The sequence below is a fragment of the Proteus sp. NMG38-2 genome (assembly GCF_020640995.1).
Classification (GTDB): Bacteria; Pseudomonadota; Gammaproteobacteria; order Enterobacterales; family Enterobacteriaceae; genus Proteus.
In genome coordinates, this window is the sequence record NZ_CP085481.1 from 3,012,791 (window position 1) to 3,036,858 (window position 24,068).

Annotated in this window: 18 protein-coding genes; 9 read left to right on the forward strand and 9 right to left on the reverse strand. The window is 35.3% G+C overall.

The features are described 5' to 3' along the window. Positions 1–57 precede the first annotated feature (57 nt). Positions 58–972, forward strand: a complete 915-nt coding sequence (locus LG402_RS14420) for a LysR family transcriptional regulator (RefSeq protein WP_166540822.1) — start codon at positions 58–60, stop codon at positions 970–972. Between the two features lie 147 nt (positions 973–1,119). On the opposite strand, the gene LG402_RS14425 is transcribed toward LG402_RS14420, so the two are convergent. Beyond that, entirely contained in the window at positions 1,120–1,707 is a 588-nt protein-coding gene (locus LG402_RS14425; RefSeq protein WP_227335813.1) for a phosphoglycerate mutase family protein, read from the reverse strand. Between the two features lie 447 nt (positions 1,708–2,154). Here LG402_RS14425 and LG402_RS14430 point away from each other — a divergent pair, with 447 nt between their 5' ends. The 8 genes from LG402_RS14430 to LG402_RS14465 all read left to right on the forward strand — a co-directional run bounded on the left by LG402_RS14430 (position 2,155) and on the right by LG402_RS14465 (position 12,572). Next, positions 2,155–3,705, forward strand: coding sequence for a methyl-accepting chemotaxis protein (locus LG402_RS14430; protein WP_227335814.1), 1,551 nt, complete (start codon positions 2,155–2,157; stop codon positions 3,703–3,705). Between the two features lie 1,948 nt (positions 3,706–5,653). Continuing rightward, positions 5,654–7,180 carry an L-lactate permease gene (locus LG402_RS14435; RefSeq protein ID WP_109407390.1) on the forward strand — a complete coding sequence of 509 codons (1,527 nt, stop codon included), beginning with the start codon at positions 5,654–5,656 and terminating at the stop codon, positions 7,178–7,180. A gap of 120 nt (positions 7,181–7,300) precedes the next feature. After that, entirely contained in the window at positions 7,301–8,020 is a 720-nt protein-coding gene (locus LG402_RS14440) for a (Fe-S)-binding protein (RefSeq protein ID WP_099659343.1), read from the forward strand. An 11-nt stretch (positions 8,021–8,031) separates the two neighbouring features. Beyond that, positions 8,032–9,453 (forward strand): LutB/LldF family L-lactate oxidation iron-sulfur protein, encoded by a 1,422-nt coding sequence (locus tag LG402_RS14445; RefSeq protein ID WP_166540825.1) that lies wholly within the window; start codon positions 8,032–8,034, stop codon positions 9,451–9,453. A gap of 1 nt (position 9,454) precedes the next feature. After that, positions 9,455–10,159 carry a LutC/YkgG family protein gene (locus LG402_RS14450; protein WP_227335815.1) on the forward strand — a complete coding sequence of 235 codons (705 nt, stop codon included), beginning with the start codon at positions 9,455–9,457 and terminating at the stop codon, positions 10,157–10,159. Positions 10,160–10,639: 480 nt separating this feature from the next. Further along, a complete protein-coding gene (locus tag LG402_RS14455) occupies positions 10,640–11,185 on the forward strand; it encodes a hypothetical protein (protein WP_166540827.1) in 546 nt (181 codons plus the stop codon). Positions 11,186–11,439: 254 nt separating this feature from the next. Further along, complete coding sequence (locus tag LG402_RS14460) at positions 11,440–11,784, forward strand: DMT family protein (protein ID WP_109407393.1); 345 nt, start codon at positions 11,440–11,442, stop codon at positions 11,782–11,784. Between the two features lie 404 nt (positions 11,785–12,188). After that, positions 12,189–12,572, forward strand: a complete 384-nt coding sequence (locus LG402_RS14465) for a YkgJ family cysteine cluster protein (protein ID WP_109407394.1) — start codon at positions 12,189–12,191, stop codon at positions 12,570–12,572. A 481-nt stretch (positions 12,573–13,053) separates the two neighbouring features. Here LG402_RS14465 and LG402_RS14470 read toward each other — a convergent pair whose 3' ends face one another. From LG402_RS14470 to galK, 8 genes are all read right to left on the reverse strand, one after another. Further along, positions 13,054–13,641, reverse strand: a complete 588-nt coding sequence (locus tag LG402_RS14470) for a DUF1287 domain-containing protein (protein WP_227335816.1) — start codon at positions 13,639–13,641, stop codon at positions 13,054–13,056. A 203-nt stretch (positions 13,642–13,844) separates the two neighbouring features. Beyond that, positions 13,845–15,014, reverse strand: a complete 1,170-nt coding sequence (locus tag LG402_RS14475; protein WP_227335817.1) for an MFS transporter — start codon at positions 15,012–15,014, stop codon at positions 13,845–13,847. A gap of 392 nt (positions 15,015–15,406) precedes the next feature. Beyond that, on the reverse strand, positions 15,407–16,264 hold the full coding sequence (locus LG402_RS14480) for an alpha/beta hydrolase (protein ID WP_227335818.1): 858 nt from the start codon (positions 16,262–16,264) through the stop codon (positions 15,407–15,409). Between the two features lie 115 nt (positions 16,265–16,379). Continuing rightward, complete coding sequence (locus LG402_RS14485; protein WP_227335819.1) at positions 16,380–18,416, reverse strand: IreA family TonB-dependent siderophore receptor; 2,037 nt, start codon at positions 18,414–18,416, stop codon at positions 16,380–16,382. A 255-nt stretch (positions 18,417–18,671) separates the two neighbouring features. Beyond that, complete coding sequence (locus LG402_RS14490) at positions 18,672–20,306, reverse strand: sodium/sugar symporter (RefSeq protein ID WP_166540832.1); 1,635 nt, start codon at positions 20,304–20,306, stop codon at positions 18,672–18,674. Positions 20,307–20,632: 326 nt separating this feature from the next. Continuing rightward, positions 20,633–21,643 (reverse strand): substrate-binding domain-containing protein, encoded by a 1,011-nt coding sequence (locus LG402_RS14495; protein ID WP_109407551.1) that lies wholly within the window; start codon positions 21,641–21,643, stop codon positions 20,633–20,635. A 181-nt stretch (positions 21,644–21,824) separates the two neighbouring features. Further along, positions 21,825–22,895 (reverse strand): galactose-1-epimerase, encoded by a 1,071-nt coding sequence (gene galM / locus LG402_RS14500; protein ID WP_227335820.1) that lies wholly within the window; start codon positions 22,893–22,895, stop codon positions 21,825–21,827. Next, on the reverse strand, positions 22,895–24,055 hold the full coding sequence (galK, locus tag LG402_RS14505) for a galactokinase (protein ID WP_166540834.1): 1,161 nt from the start codon (positions 24,053–24,055) through the stop codon (positions 22,895–22,897). Before galK ends, galM begins: the two co-directional genes overlap by 1 nt. Between the last annotated feature and the right edge of the window lie 13 nt (positions 24,056–24,068).

Below are 24,068 nucleotides of genomic sequence, written 5' to 3' on the forward strand. Positions count from 1 at the left end.
TTAAGCTGAGATAATAGTATAAGTAAATTGAATTATGCTCATTTATAAAGAGACAAAATGAATCTTGCTCAATTTGATTTTAATCTTCTCAAAGTGCTCTATGCCTTGCTTTTGACTGGAAGTACTAAAGAAGCAGCTCATAAACTGGGTATTTCACCTTCTGCGGTAAGTCATGCACTAAGTAGACTACGCTTAACACTGGGCGATCCTTTATTTAAACGAGAAAATAATATTCAAGTCCCAACACCATTTGCTTTAACACTAAAAGCAAAATTAGTTCCTCTTTTTATTTCTTTAAATGATGATCTATTTACCGATACTTTTGATGGTTCAAGAAGTTTTAAAGTGGTTTGTCCCCCTGCGTTAATGAACATTATTACCCCAACACTCTCTGAACTCTCTTTTGAGTTGAACGTCTATGCGGAATGTATTCCATACCAACGTCGCTCTTGGCGAGAAGAAGTACTTGATGGCACTGTAGACTTAGTCTTTGCTGTTGGTGGAGATCAAAACCCAGTATCGTCTTTAAAATTTGAAACTATAGGTAAAAGTAGGCTCGTTATTATTTATGGAGAGCCATTAAGATCATCTTTAAAAAATATTGACGATTTTAGTCTTGAACAATTGGTTTCTTATAAACATGTTTATTGTTTACCTTGGTCTCAAGATGATAATGAACTTGATAGGCAATTACGTAGAAGAGGACTATTTAGAACGATCGGATTTAAATGTCCTGAATATGCACAAGTTATACCCGCTATTAATAGCAGCCCATATATAGCTGTTGTGCCTGAACCATGGCTAGAATATCAATCACTCAAACATACCGTTTATAAAATTAAGCTCGTTGATAGCCTTGCTGTAGGGCATTTATTTATGATGAATAGAAAATCAATGTTGCCGTGGAAGAAAAAAATTGTATCGTCACTTAAAGCGAAAGTTGCGGTGTACTATAAACCGACTGATCAATAACAATATGTAGAGATTTTACAAAAAAATTCACATACTAGGCAAAAGATAAAAGTCGTTATTTAACGACCTTTATTAACTATAACTACCCATCCTCATTTAATTACTCCTTATCACAATTAATACTATTTGTGTTTATACATAATAAATTTAATAGGCCTTACCACAATCGTCCGACACATCATTTAACCCTTGTTGTCTTTGTTCAAAGATGATACTTTTTTTATCACCCTCTCGGATTATTTTTAAGATATAAATACTATCAAAATCACTACTCTTCCATTTAGGGATTAATTTAGGATCTCCCCCTTCTTTCTTTATGATATCTCGTGCCACTTTGACTAAATTATCATGCTCCCATGCAATAAAAATAACTGAGTTTTCATATTGCTGGCTTAACAGGTCTTCACGTAACTCTTTTATCTCTTTAGCATGATAATGAAGATGGATAGGTAATGACATTTTAATAGCGATAGGAGAGATAGTTTGAAGTGAACGTAATGAATTACCTAACTTACTTTGTTTAGGCGCCGCCGCGAATAATGCGTCAGGTTTGCCAAATTGATTGATAAGTACATCAGGTAAAGCGAGGGCTCTATTTAATCCTTTACAGGTCAGTTGCCCACTTTCATTATCAGGTTTTTCACCATGTCTTATAAAAACGAGTGTTTGATCTGAATACGCCATATGACTAAACCCTAAAATAAATACGCTCAAAAATATAAATACACTGCGCATACAGCGTTACCTTTAAGTCAGTTAAGTAATAGAAGTATGGAGAGTTATATATTTAACACTAGCCATACACTTACCTGTGCGGCTCACTCAGTTTATCATAGCCGAAAATTTTTCAGAGACGATATCTTCTTAATCTTCAAGATCAAATTAACATACATAAAAACAAGGCAAACAATTGTTAACAAAAAATAAAGAATATCTTGAGCTCTTATTAATTAACTCTCAATTTTATAAAATTGAATGAAAATTAAATACTAAGCACATTTAGATAAAAAAAGGGAGGAAATCTCTTTTTCACACTAAAAATAGTGTGTTAAAAATCAATGCAAGTCTTTTTATCTGCCTTTATTTCGTTTAATGACTAAAGTTCTGTCACTGCTTACCGATACTGTCTTTTCTTCAATAAGTTACTAATACTTATTAATTATTATTTATCCAGGGTTAAGCATGTTCTTTAAAAACGTTAAAATTCGTACCAAGTTAACTATCGCATTTACAACATTGGTAATGTTAATTATGTTAGGTTCTAGTTTTGCATTAATAGGATTGAATAGTGCAAATCAAGATATTCATGATGTCGTTGACGATATCTATCCAGCCACAGTAAAAGCCAATTTGCTAATTAATAATTTCAATGAATTTATTATCTTTCAGCAACTCACCATGCTAGATGAGCAAGGAAGTTTAGCCTCTGAACAAGAGAGTAAAAAAGCTGAGATCACCGCCAAAGTTGCTCAATTACTAAAAGAGTTAGAAGAAACGGCTCACGATGATGAGTCAAAAAAAATACTCGCTGAAGTTTATGAGATCCGTCAGAAATATATCACCTCTCAAAATTTTGTAGTAAAAGCATTTAACGAAAATAATCGGCACGCCGCTGTTAATGAATTAATCACCAAAACAGCAGGTATTCAACTTATGTATCGCGATAAACTTTTGGAATTTATTGCGTTACAAAATCAAAAAATGAATGCGGCAGGTGAAGCTGTTGAACGCGATTTTATTGAGAAGAGAGTATTTTTAGTATTATTAACACTTATTAGCATTATTTTGGGTAGTGTTTTAGGGTGGTTTATTACGAAAGGCATTACTCGCCCGTTAGATGAAGCTGTGAACTTTGCTAAAGCGATTGCTAATGGTGATTTAACACAAGAAGTAAACACTAATTATCATGATGAAGCAGGAATGTTATTGCGAGCGCTTGCTGAAATGAAAAAACATCTATTAGATGTTGTGCAAAATGTACAAAACGGTGCTGAAAACATTTCATCTGCCGCTGAGCAGATCACAGCAGGTAGCCAAAATTTAGCAGCAAGAACAGAAGAACAGGCAACTTCCGTAGAAGAAACGGCAAGCTCAATGGAGCAAATGACGTCAACGGTTAAAAATACTGCAGAGCATACTCTTGATGCGATTAATGTTGCTGAAAAAACAGAAATTGCCGTCCATCATAATGGTGAAATGATGCTTCAGTTAACGGAAAAAATGAGAGCAATCAATAATTCATCATCTCAAATGACAGACATTATTAACTTGATTGATTCCATTGCTTTCCAAACAAATATTCTTGCACTTAATGCTGCGGTTGAAGCGGCAAGAGCTGGCGAACATGGTAAAGGTTTTGCCGTTGTCGCAAGTGAAGTCAGATTACTAGCACAAAAAAGTGCTGATTCAGCAAATGATATACGTACACTGATTGAAAATTCATCAACCCAAACACAAGAAGGGATGGATTTAGTGGAACAAGCCGAATTACAGATCCAAAAAATGATCACAGATGTTGAAGAAATCAGTGCATTATTACGAGAAATTGGACAAGCAAGTAATGAGCAAAGTGATGGTATTTCACAAATCAACAATGCCGTAAGCCAGCTTGATTCAACAACGCAACAAAATACAGGATTAGTGGAAGAGTCGGTTGCTGCCGCGGGTTCACTCAATGAACAGGCGCTCAATCTTAACAAATTAGTGAACTACTTCCAGATCACTCGCGCCTAATTCACGTTTATATTAACTTCATATAAAGGTCACTTAACGTCATATTTAAGTGGCCTTTATATCAACGCTCCTCTCAAGCAACCGTACAAAAATAATAAATTATTACTACAAGGCATACTTATTAGACACAACTGCCATGTAAAAATAGCCATTACACAGCTTTGATCCATCTTTAATTCCAATTTACAGTAACTAAAAAAGGAACCTAGCTCACACTTTGGTTCTTTTTTTATTTGTCATTTTATCAACGATGAAATACAGACAATTTTCCTAATATCAGACAGGTTGTTGTTAACTCTCCCATTCTTTTAGAAAAAAAATACGGTCTCAAATGTTAAATCCTAAAACATCACTAACATAATCGCTGATTTTTGTTATCAAAATAGGGCTATTTGATGATGGGTAGAATCTTTTCATCATTAATATTCCCACAATTAATTACCCACAATAATGCCATTAGTTGTGAAACAAATACTGATAACGAAAAAGGAAAAAAAGGAGCTATGGTTACTTTCCATCAAAAGAAAATACCTCATTAGAGATTATTACGTAGTTAACGCTACAATGATTATCTGTACACTCATTTTCGGTCATCTTTTTTCATCTTAATTATTTGTATGACAATTACCAAGGTGAAATTTATATCTCTTCAAAAAATGAGCCCAATAACTTCAAAAACATTTCATTTTTTCCCTTTTCTTTAAAAATCCATTAAAACTCTCTAAAATGGTAAATAAACTGGTTTAATAAGGCATTCCCTATTATTAAAAATAAATATATTGTCTATTTTTTTGTGATAAAAAAATAAAAAATATAGCTATACCTTTTTTTCTATATGATCAAGATCACTCTATCTATACTATTATGTGAGTGAATTTAAAAAGAATCATTCTCATTTATTAATTATTCTTCTCATCAAGTATTTGTTATCTCTATGATTTGTATTACAAATAAAAATCTCATAAAACTGAACAATCATGCGACTTAAGCATCAAAAAGAAGTTAATCATTGATGATAAATTTACATTAAAAATTATTTAAACAGTTAATGCAAAAATATAAAATAAGTATAATTAAAAATAAAATAATAAATTAAAAAAATAATTAAAATAAAAGCAAATAATATAAATAACTTTTAATTTAAAAATTAAACAATATAAAATAATAAAAATACAAATAAAAAATACTAAAAATTAAAAACAAAACAAATAATAAAAATAGAGTCATTAATAAAATCAAAATAAAAAACAATTAATATTTGACTTCAAACTATCACTAATAACAAAAAAAATAAAATAAAAACAAAAAAACAATATTAAATTTATTACAAATGAAATTTAAACACTTTTAAAATAATTAAACAAAGAAAATTTAAAAAACAAAAAACAAATGAAATATAAATAAAAGATAATTTTTATTTTATTTACTAATAAAGTAAACACAATTACAATACATTAATTTATTTTAATATTCAGCGTGGTTATTATAGTTGTTTTTATCATAAAAAATGACATTTACTGTCTACTTTCACTGTTCTGTTACATGACTGGAACCATCAATATCGTTCTTTTTTTCATCAAAAACCAATTTGATAACAACATTAATAACTCAATTACATTGATGAACATCAAAAAACTCGACAATTAACAAGCAAATAATGAGAAAAAAGGAATTTTTTTATATTTGTCACACAATTGATTTTATTCTATTACATCTCAATAAATATTCCCTACAATAGCCAACTAATCTAACCTGACAATTTCCTAAGTAATGATACCTTTCATTGTTTAGGTTAGTAACTATCTTTTTTTATTTATGATTTATCGTTTCAGCAAAGTAGAGCATTAATAAAACCTAGTACCCTACACAATTATATAATGACCAACTTATAGGTTTGCCAACGCAGTTATAAACGATAAAAATTGCAAACTTAAGGATAAAAATAATCATGTCAGACTATCTCTCATTCTTATTAGGTATAGTACCTTTAGCGGTTTTGATTTTTATGATCTTAAAAATGAAATCAGCCGTTCATCATGCCGTACTAGTTTCTTTAGTGATAACTGTTGCACTTGCTATTTTCCATTGGAACAACACCATTCAATTTGCCTCTGTTTCTGTGCTTTATGGCGCAATAAAAGGATTGTGGCCAATCATTATCGTGATCCTTGCTGCTATTTATAGTTATAACCTAATGTTAAAAACAGGGGGGATGGAAGTACTTAAAGATGTGCTTGCAGGAATAAGTGATGATAAACGAGTGCAAGTTTTGCTTATCTCATGGTGCTTTGGGGGATTTCTTGAAGCGGTTGCGGGGTATGGTACTGCAGTTGCCATTCCTATCGGTATTTTAATTGCACTTGGGTTTGATCCTTTTAAAGCCGCTGTTGCCTCTTTAGTTGCCAATACCGTTCCTACTGCTTTTGGTGCAGTGGGTATCCCAGTTTCTATTTTGGCGCAAAACACTGGGCTTGATGTATTAGTGTTGAGTAAAACCATCATTATTCAGTTGGGATTATTCAATATCCTTTTACCTTTTGTCATCGTAGCCATTGCGGGTGGTGGCATTAAAGCAATTAAAGGTGTCGGATTTATTACCTTAATGTGTGGTATCAGTACACTAATCCCTCAATATATCGTTGCAGCCAATTTAGGTGCTGAATTACCGGCGTTTGCAGGTAGCTTAGTCAGCTTAATTGTCGTTATTTTCCTTGCTAAACGCATGAAAAACAGTGGTGACAAACAAAAAAATGTCAAAAAGCACACTGGAAAAGAGTTGTTAGTAGCAAGTTCTATTTATCTGTTTACCTTTATCTTTATTTTAGCATGTTCACCTTTATTTCCTGCGATACAAAGTATGGCGGGGGCTATTTCCACCAAGATCCCGTTTGTATTAAGTGAAACACAAACTGAATATCAAACCATTGCTTGGTTAAGCACACCAGGTGTGTTGATTATTTTAGCTAGCTTTGTAGGGGGAACCATTCAAGGTGCTAGCGTTTCAACACTTATCTCTGTGCTTGTTAAAACAACTATCCAACTGAAAAACTCGATTATTGCTATCACTGCAATTGTGGCAATGGCAACAGTCATGGATTTCAGTGGCATGATTGGCAGTATTGCTGAAACCTTGGTCGATTTTACAGGTGCAGGATTTATCTTTATTGCCCCAGTGATCGGTGCATTAGGAACATTTGTAACTGGTAGTGACACTAACTCCAACGTGCTATTTGGTAAATTACAAACCAGTGCTGCAGCTAAACTTAATATTGACCCATTCATCCTGGCTGCCGCCAATACCTCTGGCGCAACAGGCGGTAAGATGATCTCACCTCAAAGTATCGCCATCGCTGTTTCAGCGACAAAAATGGATGGCCAAAGCAGTGCCATTATGCGTGAAACCTTAAAATATTGTATCGCCTATATCGTTATTCTTGGGGCTAAGATCGGCATTATTTATCACTTAATGAACTAATTAATAAGGAAAAGGGAATGAGCTTATTCCATTCCCTTCTCCTCTTATAACGAAGCAATAAAAAGAATTTTATCTTTAGTAAAAATGACAACATCTGAGCGATGTTTTGGAGTTCGATTAATGAAAGTTAATTTTTATGCGACCTGTCTTGGTGATGTGCTGAAAGCAGATTCAGCCAGAGACACCGTCTTGTTACTTGAGAAATTAGGTTGCGAAGTACTATTTCAAGAGCGCCAAGGTTGCTGTGGTCAACCCGCACTTAATAGCGGTTATGTCAATAACGCAAAACCTGCCATGAAATCGTTAATTGAAACATTAGAAGTAAATGACTACCCGATTATTTCCCCCGCTGGCTCCTGTACTTATGCCATAAAAGGCTACCCAACTTATCTTGCTGATGAACCACAATGGGCATTACGAGCACAAGGTGTTGCCGATCGTCTTATTGATTTAACCAGTTTTATTGTTAATACCTTGGGTGTTGTCGATGTTGGTGCCCGTCTTCCGGGTAAAGCGGTTTATCATCCATCATGCAGTTTAACCCGAAAACTGGGTGTTGTTAGTGAGCCTTTAACACTATTAAAACACGTTGAGGGTCTTGAAATGTTACCTTTTGCTAATTCAGAAACCTGTTGCGGTTTTGGTGGAACATTCTCTGTAAAAATGTCTGAAATTTCAGGCGAAATGGTAACCGAAAAAGTAAAACATATTATGGATGTTAGTCCTGATTATGTCATTGGTGCAGATACGAGTTGCTTAATTAACATACAAGGCCGTCTAAGCCGTGAAAAACGCCCTGTAAAAGTGTTGCACATTGCACAAGTTTTAATGAGCCAATAAGGGAGCCTGCTATGTCTATCAAAACCAGTGATATCGATTTCAGACCTCGCCTAGAACATGAAATGAAAGACACAATCATGCGTAATGCGGTCGTTATGGCACAAGAGCGCATTGGGGCTAACCGTCAAATCATGGTCAAAGAGCTGGGGGATTGGGAAGAATGGCGAGATCGCGCTGAACAAATCCGTAACCATGTTCTTGAAAATTTAGATGCTTATCTCTATCAATTATCTGAAAAAGTAACAGAAAACGGAGGTCATGTTTATTTTGCTAAAACAGCAGAAGATGCCTCTCGTTACATTTGTGACGTTGCCAAAAAGAAAAACGCGAAGAAGATCGTAAAATCTAAATCAATGGTCACCGAAGAAATTGGGATGAATAAAGCCTTACAAAATGAAGGCATTGAGATCATCGAAACTGACCTTGGCGAGTATATTCTTCAATTAGATAACGATCCACCGTCTCACATCGTCGTTCCAGCAATCCACAAAGATCGTTATCAAATTCGCAAAGTCTTAAATGAAAAACTCAATTATGAAGGCAGTGAAACGCCTGAAGATATGACACTTTTCATTAGACAACGTATAAGACAAGATTTCCTCTCTGCTGATATTGGCGTTACTGGTTGTAACTTTGCGGTAGCTGAAACAGGCACAGTCTGTTTAGTCACCAACGAAGGTAATGCCAGAATGACCACCACGTTACCTAAAACCCATATTGCTGTTATGGGTATGGAGCGTGTGGCACCGACATTTGAAGAAGTTGATCCATTAATTACGATGTTATGCCGTAGCGCAGTTGGTTCTCGTTTAACCAGTTATAACACTTGGGTGACTGGTCCTCGTGAAGCCGGCAATGTTGATGGTCCTGAAGAATTCCATTTAGTAATTGTGGATAATGGCCGTTCTGAAATTTTAGGCTCACAATTTAAAGATATTTTACGCTGTATCCGTTGTGGTGCTTGCCTTAATACGTGCCCTGCTTATCGTAATATTGGTGGCCATGCTTATGGTTCAATTTATCCAGGTCCAATTGGTGCGGTCATTTCTCCACTACTAGGGGGTTATAAAGATTTCCACGATCTCCCTTACGCTTGTTCATTATGTAATGCATGTAATGTGGTTTGCCCAGTCAAAATTCCTTTAGCTCAGTTAATTTTAAAACATCGTCGAGTGATGGCTGAAACCGGTTTAACACCGAAAGCAGAGCGCCGAGTCACAGGTATGTTTAACTACCTCAATTCACACCCCGCACTTTGGAAAGTGGGAATGAATGTTGGTGCGAAAATGGCGGGATTAATGATCAAAAATGGTTCTACACCAATCAAAATCAGTGTTCTTAATGATTGGATGGAGTCACGAGATCTCCCTAAACCGGATGGCTATAGCTTCCGTAGTTGGTTTAAACGCCATAAAGCAGAAGGAAAAAAATAATATGTTAAACGAACAAAACCGTAATGAATTTTTGCAAACTATTGCTGAAAAATTAGGGCGTCCAATTGCGCATAAACCGCAACCACAACCAACTCCAGTGAATAATTTAGCTAAAACACGTTTAGCTAATCTGAGTCAAGATGAATTGTGCAAAGAATTTACCGATTTTGCACAAACCCAAATGGTGAAATGTGTTGTTAGTAAACCAGAAGAGCTCATCAATAGCTTAATTGATCTCTGTGAAAGCTATGATTGTAAAGGCTCAGTGGTAATAAGTGGTGATGATCGCCTAAATGCACTAGGTGTAACAAAAGCTATCAGTGAAAAATACGAAACCTATATTTGGAACCCAGAACTTGGTCATGAAAATATTATTCATGCGGAACGCTCTCAAATTGGAATTGTATTTGCAGAAGCGGGTCTGACTGAATCTGGAGGGATTGTCTTATTTTCTTCACCAGAAAAAGGACGTGCTGTTAGTTTATTACCTGAAACATCAATTGTTATTCTACGTAAAAGTGATATTTTGCCTCGAGTAGCTCAAATTGCTGAACGTTTACATAAAATGGCACAAGAAGGCGTAAGAATGCCGTCTTGTATCAATTTAATTGGTGGTGCAAGTTCTACAGCAGACATTGAATTGATTAAAGTATGGGGGGTTCATGGCCCTGTTCATGCGGCTTATTTGATCATAGAAGATTGTTAATTCAATATAAATCAACAATAAAAAGTACGATAACTAAATAACTTAAAGTCATGGTCAAAGGATTGACCAACATAAAAAGGTATATAACACCTTAGAATTACTGATAAAGTTCCCATTTTCAGATGGGAACTTTGATCTACACAATCAATGTGAATAACTTTTCTCAATTTTTTCAGCTCAATACATCACCTTCAACAACCCAATTTTCAAAGAATTTTCAATATTATTGACTGATAAGTTAATATCATATTAATACAAGTGTTACATCCTCCCTTTAATACTGATAAAAAATTCTTTCAAAAAAAGCTTATTATTTTAATATTTATACTATTAAAAAACATAAAATAATGTCTAGTTTGAAATCTGATATTAATAAAAACCACCTATTTATAATATTAATAATACTCTTGTTTTATTTATTCCATCATTAATAAAACATAAAGATATTTTAACTTTCAAAATATAAAAAGGTATTAAAAAATGAGAATATCACAAATAAATCAATCCCCTAGCATCAAAGACCCAGAAACGACAAAAACGACAAATATATTAATAAAAAACACTAATTTAAAAATGGGGAGTAATCAACAAAAAATAGAAACATTACGAGAGAAAATATTGTTAGATACCGAGCTAAGTAAAGAGATAATCAATGTCTTAGTTAATCATCTTATCGAAATTACAAACCAACAAATTAAGAACGAAAAAACAGAAGCTAATCTCTATTCAGAAAAACAAATCAAACTCTTAGGCACCAAAAAAAATAGTATTGATAATAACTTTAAGAAATTAGAAGAAAAACACCAAAAAGCATTTGAATTTACCACACAAAATACAGATGAAATCATACCTAAAATGAATAAAATTCATGACGAAACAATAAAATTAAAAGAAAAAATTATTGAAGAAGTTGATATTTATTTTAGCTCTGATGATAAAACTCTTCCAGATAGACTTGGAATTCAGAACTTATCAATGACCAAAATAAATAATTTATTAACAGCTACCAAAAATAAAGATAATTAATTTAAATAGTCGTTATCTTATTATTTCAATAAAGAAAGGTTAATAACCTTTCTTTATTTTAAATAGTATTTAATAATTTAAGTAATTACTCGACTATTTAATAGTTCAATGTCTTTTCTTTAAGATAAAATAATCTCAATGTAAATTACACCATTTTCCTTATCATACTGATAGAAAACCCGCTTTTTTTGCAGTAATCTCATGTCATTCTTATTGGCAAAATCGCCAGAAAATCATCCAATGGTATGAGCATAATGTTCTACAAATTTACACCTATCATTCTTCTGATAATTTCTAATATTTTTATGACGTTCGCTTGGTATGGTCATCTAAAATATGGCAATAAACCTCTGATCATCGTCATTCTTCTAAGCTGGTTGATCGCATTTGTTGAGTATTGTTTTGCTGTGCCTGCAAATAGAATTGGCCATAATTACTACAGCGCAGCAGAATTAAAGACCATACAAGAAGTGATCACATTAACGATTTTTGCTATTTTTTCTGTCACTTATTTAGGCGAAAATTTCACATTAAATCACTTTATTGGTTTTCTTTTAATTGGTGCAGGCGCCTTATTTATTTTTAAAGGCCCTTTTTAAGTCCCCTCTATAAATAAACAACATAGCTCATTTTTCAACCTTATTTGTCTATGCTTTTTTATGCCTTATCAAAAATGATAGGGCTTCTTTTTATTTAAAACCTCAATTTTTGATTATTTTTAATACTATCTGGGATGTGCTTTTTACAAGTGTTAAATAATAAAATCACTTATCATTAAGTCATATAGTCTACATAGCTATTTTTTACAAAATAATAGTCTATTTTGAAATAAATATATTCTGCATACAGAAACATTTCTCTTGAAAAATATTTTTCATTCGGCGCATAATGATTGCTCTAGGAGAAGCATCGTTTCTCTACCTTTATTTTTGCTTCTCTTAAACGACGGCACCTTTAAAACGTGCTTTTTGTCATTTTAACGTCAGATAAAATGGTATCTGGTATGAGCAAACATTCTAATGATTTTATTTATATGCAGGATAATCCCTGTATGCATTGTGGCGCTTGTTGTGCCTATTTTAGAGTTTCGTTCTATTGGGCTGAAATGGTGAGTGGAGGAGGAGTTGTTCCTGATGAGTTAACTGAGCCACTTACTCCTTTCCTCTCTTGTATGAAAGGCACAAATTCTAAAAAACCGCGCTGTGACAAACTTATTGGAGAAGTGGGTGAGTGTGTAAGTTGTTCTATTTACGAACAGCGCCCTTCCCCTTGTCGTGAGTTTCAACAATCTTGGGTAAATGGTGTTCCTAATGAAGCATGTGATCGTGCTAGAGCTGCTTATGGTCTACCACCATTAACACGCACTACGTTACCTCACTCTGCGTAAGACATCAGAGGGGTTAAGCCCCTCCTGATCATTTAACACTATCCAATCTATTTGTTTTTATAAAAAATAAAATTACATCACAAAAAATCATTATTAAATAATACGTTAGTTTGACTTTATTTTTAAATAACCTAATATATAAGGTAATGAATTAATAACGTGTCTTTTGTGAGGTTTTTTATTTAAAAATAGCAATAAATTTGGAGGGCATTATGATCAGTAGCTCTTTTTTTATCCTTTTCCTTTCTTTTATCTGTTCTACTGCTGTCGTTAGTATGTTACTCGGTGGCTTAGAGGAATAATTATGAATATTTCTGATGAAAATATTCTTTCCCAGAAATAATGCCCATACTTTACATAAAATTAGTATGGGCATTATTTTACTTATCATTTAGTTTTTAGATTTATTTTGTTGTTATTACTTCTATTTTATTTTTTATAAAAATTAAAAGTTTCTATTTTCTCTAATACCTGTTTTTATTTAGTAAACAAAATGCCCCGTTATTTTCCATGAAAATAAAACATCTTCGGCAACTTGTCCAAAGCCAATATTATGCATAACAAGATAACGTTGATTGTCCCAACTTTTTTTATTTACCACGATACCAATATGAGGACGACCGTTGTCTAAACGCCAACTAACGATATCACCGGGTACATAATCTCCTGCATTTTTGGTAATAGGCTTTACTTTGCCTTTTCGTGAGAAAAAAACCTCCAAATTAGGCACTCTACGGTGATCTATATTTGTATCTGGCTTATTCAATCCCCACATCCGTTTACTCGGATAAGCTGAAAAATTTGCCTTAATATCTTCATGCAGTAATTTTTGTAGATCGATATCAATTCCACGATAACTACGAATAATAACGTCGCTACAAACCCCTTTATAAGCAGGAACATCACCATTTGGGTAATCTATTTTGCGATAATCAGAGTCATAGATTACGGCTCTTGGTAAATCAGCGGCATATTCCACCAGCTTTTTATTTTGCTCTGCCGTTATTGCTTTGGCACTTGAAAAAGGAATAATCAATAGAAGCAAAAAGCTGAGTACCGTTATTTTCATTATATAATCTCCATGAAAAGTTAAATCCATTATCTTTAAAGAAGGGATTGGGTGATCTGTTTATACTGATAAAACACAGTATAAAAATATAAGTGGAATCTTAATTCATTTTTAAATATAACATAAAAAAACCGAGCTACTTTTTACAGTAAGCTCGGCTGATAATAAAATGAAAGAGAAAAAGATCAAAGTAAGAGAAATTGTTAGTTCAACACAATATGGCTTTTGCGCCGTAAGCTGGCAAAAAGCATATAAATCGCTGTCACTAATAACACCACAAAGAAGAAGTTCATAATGCCATTATTAGCAGCTTGAGCCATAAACATTCCTGCACCTAAAGGTCCGATGGCAGAACCAATGCTATAACTTAATAACATGATTTGTGTGATTGCAACAATATAGCTTGCATTAACATGATCACACGCCAAAGTGATAGCGATAGGATAAAGTGCAAAAGAAGACATTCCCAATAACGCCAGTGCTATTATAAGCACCATATAATCGTTAGAAAGATAAGTCAGCCCCATAGCAAACACGCCCACTAAACACATCATCGCTAATAACAACGTTTTGCTGATAGCCACAGACAACTTACTAATAACAGGCTGAATTACCATTCCACCTAAAATAATTGCTGCCATCAACACACCTATTTGGTCTGTTGTAAATTGCCCTTGGTTTAATGCTAAGGGCATCATGCCATAAATGCTGCCCATCACCACACCAGAGACCATACAGCCCACTAAAGCGGCTTTATTTAAACGGCGCATTTGTTTAAGTGATAAACTTTTATGGTCATGCCCTTGGGGTTGCCCTTGTTTAAAAAACAGAGGCGGCAATACTGCAATTAATAACAAGGCTAATACCGTCATAAACGGAATTGCACCTTGTGTGCCAATTGCACCAATCGCTAACTGTCCTAATGTTGTGCCACCATACAGCGAGGTCATATAAAAACCTAAGCGTTTAGCCCGCTCTTTAGGATTATCGCCAATTAATAACCATGACTCGACCACAACAAAAATACCAGCAACCGCCATACCACCAATAAAACGAAAAACCATCCATGCTGATAAATAAGGCATTAAAGGTAATATACCGACAGTCACTGCCAGTAATAATAAAAATACGACGAAAGAAAGACGATGCCCTATTCTTGCAATAATAGGTTCTATCATCACTGAACCTATTAATAATCCGATAAAATAAATACTTGCTAACCAGCTAGCATAGAGTGTATCCATTCCAAAACTGTCCATAGACAGTGGAATTAAACTCATTAAATAGCCTGACGCGATAGCAAATACCGTTAACCCAGCTACAGGTACTAGTGTACTGTCGCCTTGATGTACCAAAGTAGTGTTCTGTTTCACTACCCTCGTCTCCACAATCAAAACGGTTGATAATGCGCTGTTTTCTCGATGCCTGATAGAGGCAATTCTTTTATCTAGGAGAGATAAAAGAAACTAAGGTGAAAACAGTGGATGGCGTCCCTAAATTCAGGAGACGCGAATATAGCGCTTAAACTGCCATAAATAAAATTATAAAATCTAATGCCAACAAACAATTTTATTTATATCAATCACGATTATCGTCTTTTCCTACAAAAAAGAAATAGCTTGGTTAAGATATTTATTTTAATAAAAAGATAAGTCTTTCTTATTAAAATTATTACGGATAAATACGTATTAAATAAAATAAGAAATTGTTATAGCTACCCTATTGTTATCGAATAGGATAGCTAAACTTAAAGAAGTTATGGTGTTTATTTCATGCTTTTTTCTAAAGCAATATTGATGGCATCAGGAATTGAACCACCATGGCCTTTACCTTCAAATAGATAAAATTCACACTGTTTTCCTTCATCCAATAAATATTGGCATAACTGGCGTTGCGTTAACCAACTACTGCGCTCTTGATAATTTTTTTGTTGTTCTTCACTTAATTTACTTAAATCTGGTTTTTCTTCTCTTTCACCTAGCGTTATTGCAATGGAAATGTCATTAGGAATAGCCTGCCATTGCTCTTTTTTTACCCACTCACCGTTTCCCCACCATAAAGAAGGGCTTGCTGCTATATAACGTTGAAATGTATCTGGATGATTAAATAAAACGTACAACGTAAATACACCACCAAAAGAGTGACCAAAAAGAGATTGCTGGGTAACTGAAATATTCTCTTTCGCAAGTTGTTCAAACACATAAGGCCTGACTTGCGCTAGGATAAAATGATAAAAACTCTCTGCATTTCCACCACCGCCAAATGCCTCACCTTTTACACTTGGCGTATAATCATGCGTTCTTTCTGTAATAAAATAGGCCTTATCTCCCACATAGCCCACACTAATAATCGCAGGTAATGGGCTATTTTTTTGTTTTATGGCTTCATTGACCATCAATGGAAATTGCGCATTACCATCAACACCATAAATTAATGTGGTCTTTGTTGTATTTTTAGGTACAGCAAGAAAAAGGCGATATTGTTTGCCTTCATAAGCGACTTCTTTTTGTGTGATTTGATAATAAGATTGTGCTTGATCTTCAATCTTAGGCACTTCTTGATTTGGTCTGGCTTGAGCAACCGCAGATAACATAATCATTCCACATAACATTAGTATTCGCATAAATCAGACACTCTGTCAGTAATATAAAAAGGTGAACAGTTAAACTGAAAATAATAGAAAGTGATAAAAAAATAAACCCCATATAAATACGGGGTTTATTTCAATTTAGGCTCAATTAGAAACTATATTTAATATTCGCCCAATAACGACGTCCTTCATCAACTACCCAGTTACCGCCTTTATCATTCACAGCAGGGCCTGTTTCATCTGTAATATTTAATACCGCAAAGTTAAACATGGTATTTTTATTAAAGTTGTAGGTCATCCCTAAATCAAAGGTTGTGTAGCCACTACGATAACGCGCACCTGTGTAACCATTACGTTGAGCTGCCCAAATTTGTTTGCCCGTATAAGCCGTATTGGCATAAAAACTGGTCGCTTCATCAAACTGCCAATCAACACGCGCGTTGGCACTGTGTTTAGGTGTTAAATCTAATGGGTAGCCTTTTAAGGATTCACCTGACAGTAATTTTTCATCATCACTTTTGCGTTCTGAATCAATATAGGTGTAGTTCGCATTAACATGCCAGCTTTCTGTAATTGGGAAACCAACCGCAGTTTCAATCCCTTTAATATTGGCTTTACCCACATTATCGTATTGGTATAGATCTAGGCCAGTTATAGGATCTTTCTCTGATATTTTATAATTAGTTAATTTATCTTTAAAATCAGTATTAAAGAAAGTCACACTCGCAGTCACACCATCCCCATTATCATAACCAATACCAATTTCTTGGCTGACTGATGTTTCAGGTTTTAAATCACGATTACCGTACATAATCGCATTACCTTTATCTGTTGAAGTACCGTATTCAGGGCTAATTTCACGCAAGCTTGGGGCTTTAAAGGCTTTTGCCACGCCCCCTTTTAAGGTGAATTCATCCGTTAAATGATAAACAGCATAGGCTCTTGGGCTCCAGTGATTACCGTAATACTCGTGATCATCAAGACGCACACCGCCGGTTAACGCGAGATTGTCTGTTACGCTATATTCATCTTCAAGGAATAACGCTTTTTGATCCGCTGTAATAGTGGATTGTTTAATGCCTGAGCCAGTAGATGATTCATCTTTTAAGCGCGAGTATTGATATTGACCACCAAAGGTCATCACGTTATCAGGTAAAAATGCAGTAAATTTCGCATCAAAAACGGTGTTAGTGATTTCAGGACGACGATCTTCGTAATACTCTTCACGCTCCTTCGTCGTTTTATCAATCATTTCTGTTTTGGTAATACGCTTAGTTTGTTCTTGATACACACTTAATTCTGAATGCAGAATATCAAACTGATTTTTATAAGTTAATGCCCAGTGATTACGGTCATTATTGGTTTCTAACATTTTATTTTCATCAAGACGACCATTTCTATTGGTAAATTCACTCATGGATTTACCCGGAGTCGTTGTACGCTGTAACGTATTGCGGCCTGCTTCTAATAAAATGGTTTGATTATCAGTTGGTGTAAATGCCAATTTCGCTGTAATGTTTTTATTGTCATTACGACCTTGGCCATAAGTAATTTTATCTTCTGCACGTAAGTAGCTACTGCCATAAAGCTGTAAGCCTAGTTTATCTTCAATTAAAGGCCCTGAAAGATAAAAATCACCATTAATAGAATCGCCAGCATCACGGTTATGTTGCAACGTACCGCCAAGTGCAACAGAGCCATGCCACTCTTTTGTTACTGGTTTGGTGATGATATTGATAACACCACCCATTGCATCAGAGCCATATAGTGATGACATTGGTCCGCGGATAACTTCTATGCGTTCGATCGCATCTGCGGGTGGAATAAAACCACCTTCATAACCACCACTCCCATTTGGGCGCGACTCGCGGCTATTTTGACGGCGGCCATCAACTAAAATAAGCGTGTATTCACCTGGCAAACCACGCATCGTGATTTCTTGTTTATTGGCATTACCGTTAATGCTAACACCTTCAACCCCTTTTACAGCATCAGCTAAATCATGAACCGGTTTCTTTGCAAGTTGTTCTTTGCTAATCACGGTGATACTTGCTGGTGCATCTGTAATTTGTTGAGCAAACCCTGATGCTGATACAACAAGTTTTTCTTCTTTATTTTCTTGTGCATACAGCGGGTAAGAGGCAGATAAAATACAGGCTGTTAAAACACCCATTTTAAAGTTCATAGTGGTTCCCTGAAATTATAACAGTTATAGTAATGAGAATGATTAATATTATCTTAATCAAATATTCATGAGAATGATTTTCTTTTCATATTTAGTGTTTTTTTTTAATCTGTATCAAAGTAAATCAGCACCATTTTCGCTAGGCCATTTTGTAAACAATTTCAGATGTAAAAAAGCAGAAGGTATTAACCCTCTGCTTTCTTCTTTTGTAGGATATTTTTAGATTTAACGGATCAACAAATCATCACGCTGTTATTACCAGAACACAGCATAAAGTACACATAATATAACCATGATGGCATAGGAAGCGATGTTGAATCCGCTTTGTGTTTTAAAGGTCTTATCTGTTAATGCAATCGCCCCTACGCTGTCATCTGTTTTCGTTGAGGTTAAGCTCACTAAACCAATCACGACAGTTGTAAACATAAAGGTGTACATCATTTGATCAAGGAATGGCATACCTAAAGGCATTAATTTTAGGAATAGAGCAAATGGTATAGATAAAACCACACCAATAATTGCACCTTTTGCGTTTGTTTTTTTCCAGAATAAGCCTAATAGGAATACAGCTAAAATACCTGGGCTTACTAAGCCAGTATATTCTTGAATATATTGGAATGCCTGATCGATACCACCCAGTAATGGTGCGATAAAACAAGCAATAATCAGAGCAACAACCGCACTAATACGCCCCACATTCACTAAGCGTGTTTCAGAAGCTTTAGGTCCAACATATTCTTTATAAATATCCATCGTGAAAATAGTCGCGATAGAGTTAAGCATGGATGCTAAAGACGAAACAATAGCCGCCGCAAGTGCTGCAAAAACAACGCCTTTTGCACCTACAGGCAAGAACTGTGTTAACCAAGGATAGGCTTTGTCAGCTTGTGCTAGCGTTGGAATATGCTGTGGAGCCATTGTGCCTAACCCTGCCATTAAGTCTGGATTAGTAGTAATAACAAATGCAGCAATCCCCGGAACAACGACAAGAACAGGAACAATTAATTTTAAGAATGCAGCAAACACTAGCCCTTTTTGTGCTTCATTTATAGATTTAGCAGCCAAAGCACGCTGAATAATGTATTGGTTAAAACCCCAATAATAAAGGTTAGCAACCCATAAACCACCAATTAGCACAGCAATACCCGGTAAGTTCATAAACTGCGGATTATCTTTTTCTAAGATCATTTTAAAGTGATCGGGCGCGGCTTGTGTCATTTTGCTTAAGCCTTCCATGATCCCGCCATCACCACCGATATAGCTGACAGCTAATACCGTGGTAAATAAACCACCGAGAATAAGGAAGAATACTTGCACCACGTCTGTCCACGCAACGGCAGAAAGGCCACCATAAAGTGAATAAACAACGGCAAATAATGCCAAACCAATAATGGCATACATCATTGGTACACCTAAAATGGTTTCTAGTGCCAATGAGCCTAAATAAAGTACAGATGTTAAGTTAACAAAGATAAATAATGCGAGCCAGAATACTGCGAGGATCGTTTTTAGGTTACGGTTTTTAAATCGATTCTCAACAAATTCAGGAATGGTATAAATACCTTTTTCGATAAATACAGGTAAAAAATACTTCGCCACAATAATCAGTGTCAGTGCAGCCATCCATTCATAAGAAGCGATAGCAAGACCAATGGAGAAACCAGAACCTGACATACCAATAAATTGTTCTGCTGAAATATTAGCGGCAATAAGCGAAGAACCAATTGCCCACCAAGGAAGGGTTTTACCTGCTAAGAAATAGTCCTTTGTTCCTTTTTTCTCACCATCCTTTGAACGAGAAACCCACAATCCTAGACTAATAATGATGACAACATAGAGGGCAAAAATTGCATAGTCTATTGTGCTTAATCCAACACCTTCTGTATGCATAATATTTTCCTTTCAGACCCATAGAGAGAATAGATTTTTAATGTAAACGTTTTCACAATCTTTTTCCGTTACTCCCTTCACAATTTTGTCGCTTATGTTACGTAAATGCATCTAAAAATAAAAAACAAACGATTACTATGACGAGTAAAGCCAAATTTTCACTAAAAATCCTCTCTTAATATTTATCCAAGAAGAAAGTATCTTAAAATAAAATTTAAAAAAACATTAAAATGATAACGATTACACAGATTAAGTAAGAATGGCTTTTAAGGTGATGATGATCCTCATTAAGAGGATCGACAATATTATAAAAATAAGTGATGTGGTTAAGAGAGATGGCTAAGATTAAAAACAGAATTACGTTGAACTAAAGTAGGTGAAAAAATACGTTGTTTTTGTTCGAGGACTTCACCTTTAGATAGTCTAATAGCCAACGTAGCAGCCTGTTCGGCCATCATTTGTACCGGATAACGCACGGTTGTTAAGCGAGGATGGATATAACGAGCAATTAATACATCATCAAAACCAATAACAGAGATTTTTTCAGGTACAGGGATCTCATTTTCATCGAGAACAGACAAAGCACCAGCAGCCATAAAATCGTTGTAAGTCACTACGGCTGTAAAATCGATTGATTTCGTTAACAGGTGCATCATTGCTTTTTCACCGCCTTCACCTTCAGGCTCACCATACTCAATATAACTTTCGGGCAATATGATGTTATTGGCTTCAAGAGCAGCCTTATAACCCGCAAGGCGTTGAGTAGTATCCTCAATATGATGCGTGGAAGAGATATAAGCAATCTTGGTGTGTCCTTGGCGAATAAGATGTTCTGTTGCCATCCATGCCCCTTTGTAATTATCTAAAGCGACACAGCGTTCCGCAATTTCAGGAATAAAGCGGTTAATCAGTACCATACTTTTGACTTCATGAGCATAAGCTAGTAATTCTTCATCAGAGAGTGCTTTTGAGTGGATCACTAAACCATCACAGCGACTATTAATTAGCAACTCTATAGATTGACGTTCGTCTTGTGCATCATGATAGCCATTACACACCAAAATATGTTTTCCCGCTTGTCTTGCCACATTATCAACCGCTTTCACCAATGTGCCAAAAAAGGGATCAGAAACATCATGGACTAAGACACCTAAAGTTTGTGTACTTTGACTGACCAACGCTCTAGCCGCTGCATTAGGTCGATAACCTAGTTTTTGCATTGCCGCATTAACTGTTTCTACTGATGTCTTACTTGCTTTCGGCGAGTTATTAATGACTCTTGACACCGTAGCAACAGAAACTCCCGCTTCTTTTGCTACATCTTTGATAGTCGCCATATCCACCTCATGGATCACCTTTCTTCATTATCAAAAAATAACGGGTTGTTAATCTAAGACTAAAGAAAAAAGGAAATAATAAAATTTAAGTGGCTTGATTATCAGCGAAGAAGTGAAATTTAAAAAGTAAAAAGATCAAATAAATAGTGAAAAGGAAAGCGTTTACACTTTCCTTTTATTGTTAAGAGTAAAACTTATAGATAGTTTGGCTATTCCATGGCGTATTCGCAGGTAAAACACCTTGATTTTCATGCCATTCAGGGTGATTCGGCCCATCAGGAAAGTATTGTGTCTCTAAAGCTAATCCAGAATAATTACCATAACGGCGACTTTTTCCTTTTATTCCAGCTAAAAAGTTACCTGTATAGAATTGAACAGAAGGCAGAGTAGTAAAAACATCCATTTTAAGCTCGCCCTCAGGTGCAATGACTGTTGCAATAGGTGCTTTATCGTCGATAACCTGTTTATCTAAAATAAATGCATGATCATAACCACTCGCTGCTTTTTGACACTCATCAACCATAAAATCAAGACCGATGCGTTTTAATTTACCAAAATCAAATCCTGTTCCTACAACGCTCACAAACTCTCCAGTAGGAATATTGCCTTCACCATTTTTCAAATAATGAGAAGCGCAGATTTTTAAATCGTGCTCAAGCGCTGTGCGTTCAGTGTGTTCACCTGCAAGGTTAAAATAGGCATGGTTAGTTAAACTAAGTGGCGTGGTTTTATCACTTATTGCCTGATAATCGATACAAACTTCATTATTATCAGTGAGTGTATAAGTCACACTAGCTTTGAGTGTACCGGGAAAACCTTGGTCACCATCATTTGAAATCAATGAAAAGGTCACTGATTGAGATGATTGTGCCGTGATCCCCCAACGACGATGACTGAAGTTTTGTTTACCACCATGTAATGTGTTTTTACCTTCATTAGCACTAATTTGATATTCTTGCCCTTCTAATACGAATTTTGCACCAGCAATACGATTGGCAAAACGCCCTACTGTGGCCCCCAAATAAGCTGTTTGCTGTTTATGGGTATTCATATCTGCAGAGCCTAACAAAACATCTCGACGGTATCCATTAACAGGTACAATACAAGTTAACCAAGTCGCACCAATATCCATTAAAGAAATCGACATACCAAAACGATTTTTAAGCACGACCACTTGTGCAGGATTTCCGTCTGATGCAGGTTGTGCAGTCATTTGTTCTGGCTCTAGAAATCGAATTTCATTAGTCGCCATTATTTTGCCTCCGAATAGCCCGCCCCTTGGCTTGCAGAGCAGACATAAATAGTTTCTTTCAACCCTGTTAAGGCTTCATATTGCGCTTTAACAGAGTCAACGACCTTATCCACTAAATCTGGTGTCACTAATGCTACGACACAACCGCCAAATCCACCACCAGTCATTCTCACACCACCACGATCACCGATCACCGATTTCACGATTTCAACCAATGAATCAACCTCTTTGACTGTGATTTCAAAATCATCACGCATTGAGTGATGTGATTGCATCATTAATTGACTCAATGTGGTTAAATCACCACGACGTAAGGCTTCTGCAGCATCTAATGTACGACTATTTTCAGTAATAACATGGCGTGCCCGACGATAAACCACATCACTCATTACTGCTTTTTTAGCGAGTAGATCCTCTAATGTGGCATCTCTTAATGCAGTCACATTTAAAATATGAGCAACCTCTTCACACTGTTGGCGACGGGTATTGTATTCGCTATCAACTAAGCCACGCTTTTTATTGGTATTGATAATCATCACAACCATATTTTCGGGCATCGTTACGGCTGACGTTTCTAGTGAACGACAATCGATTAATAGTGCATGATTTTCTTCACCACAAGCCGAAATAAGCTGATCCATAATGCCACAGTTACAGCCAACAAATTGGTTTTCTGCTTTTTGGCCATTTAATGCAATCTCTTTTTGGCTAATAGGTAATTGATAAAGTGTTTTAAGCGTTTGACCAATAGCCACTTCTAACGCAGCGGAGGAGCTTAATCCCGCGCCTTGAGGGACATTTCCTGATATTGCGATATCCATACCATGAAAAGAATAATTGTCTTTTTGTAGAAAATGAATAACACCCCGAACATAATTCGCCCACATTTTATTAGGTAAAAATTCAATGGTGTTATCGAGGCTAAATTCATCAACCTCATTTTGGTAATCAACTGCAATCACTCGAATAATGTTATCTTCTCGTTTTGCTGCGGCGACGACCATTTGATAATTAATAGCACAAGGTAAAACAAAACCATCATTATAATCAGTGTGTTCACCAATAAGATTTACTCTTCCTGGCGCTTGAATAAAATGTGTAGGCGCATAACCAAAAATAGATGTAAATGAACGAGTCACATTATTAATAAGTGCCTGCATAATAAATCCTTAG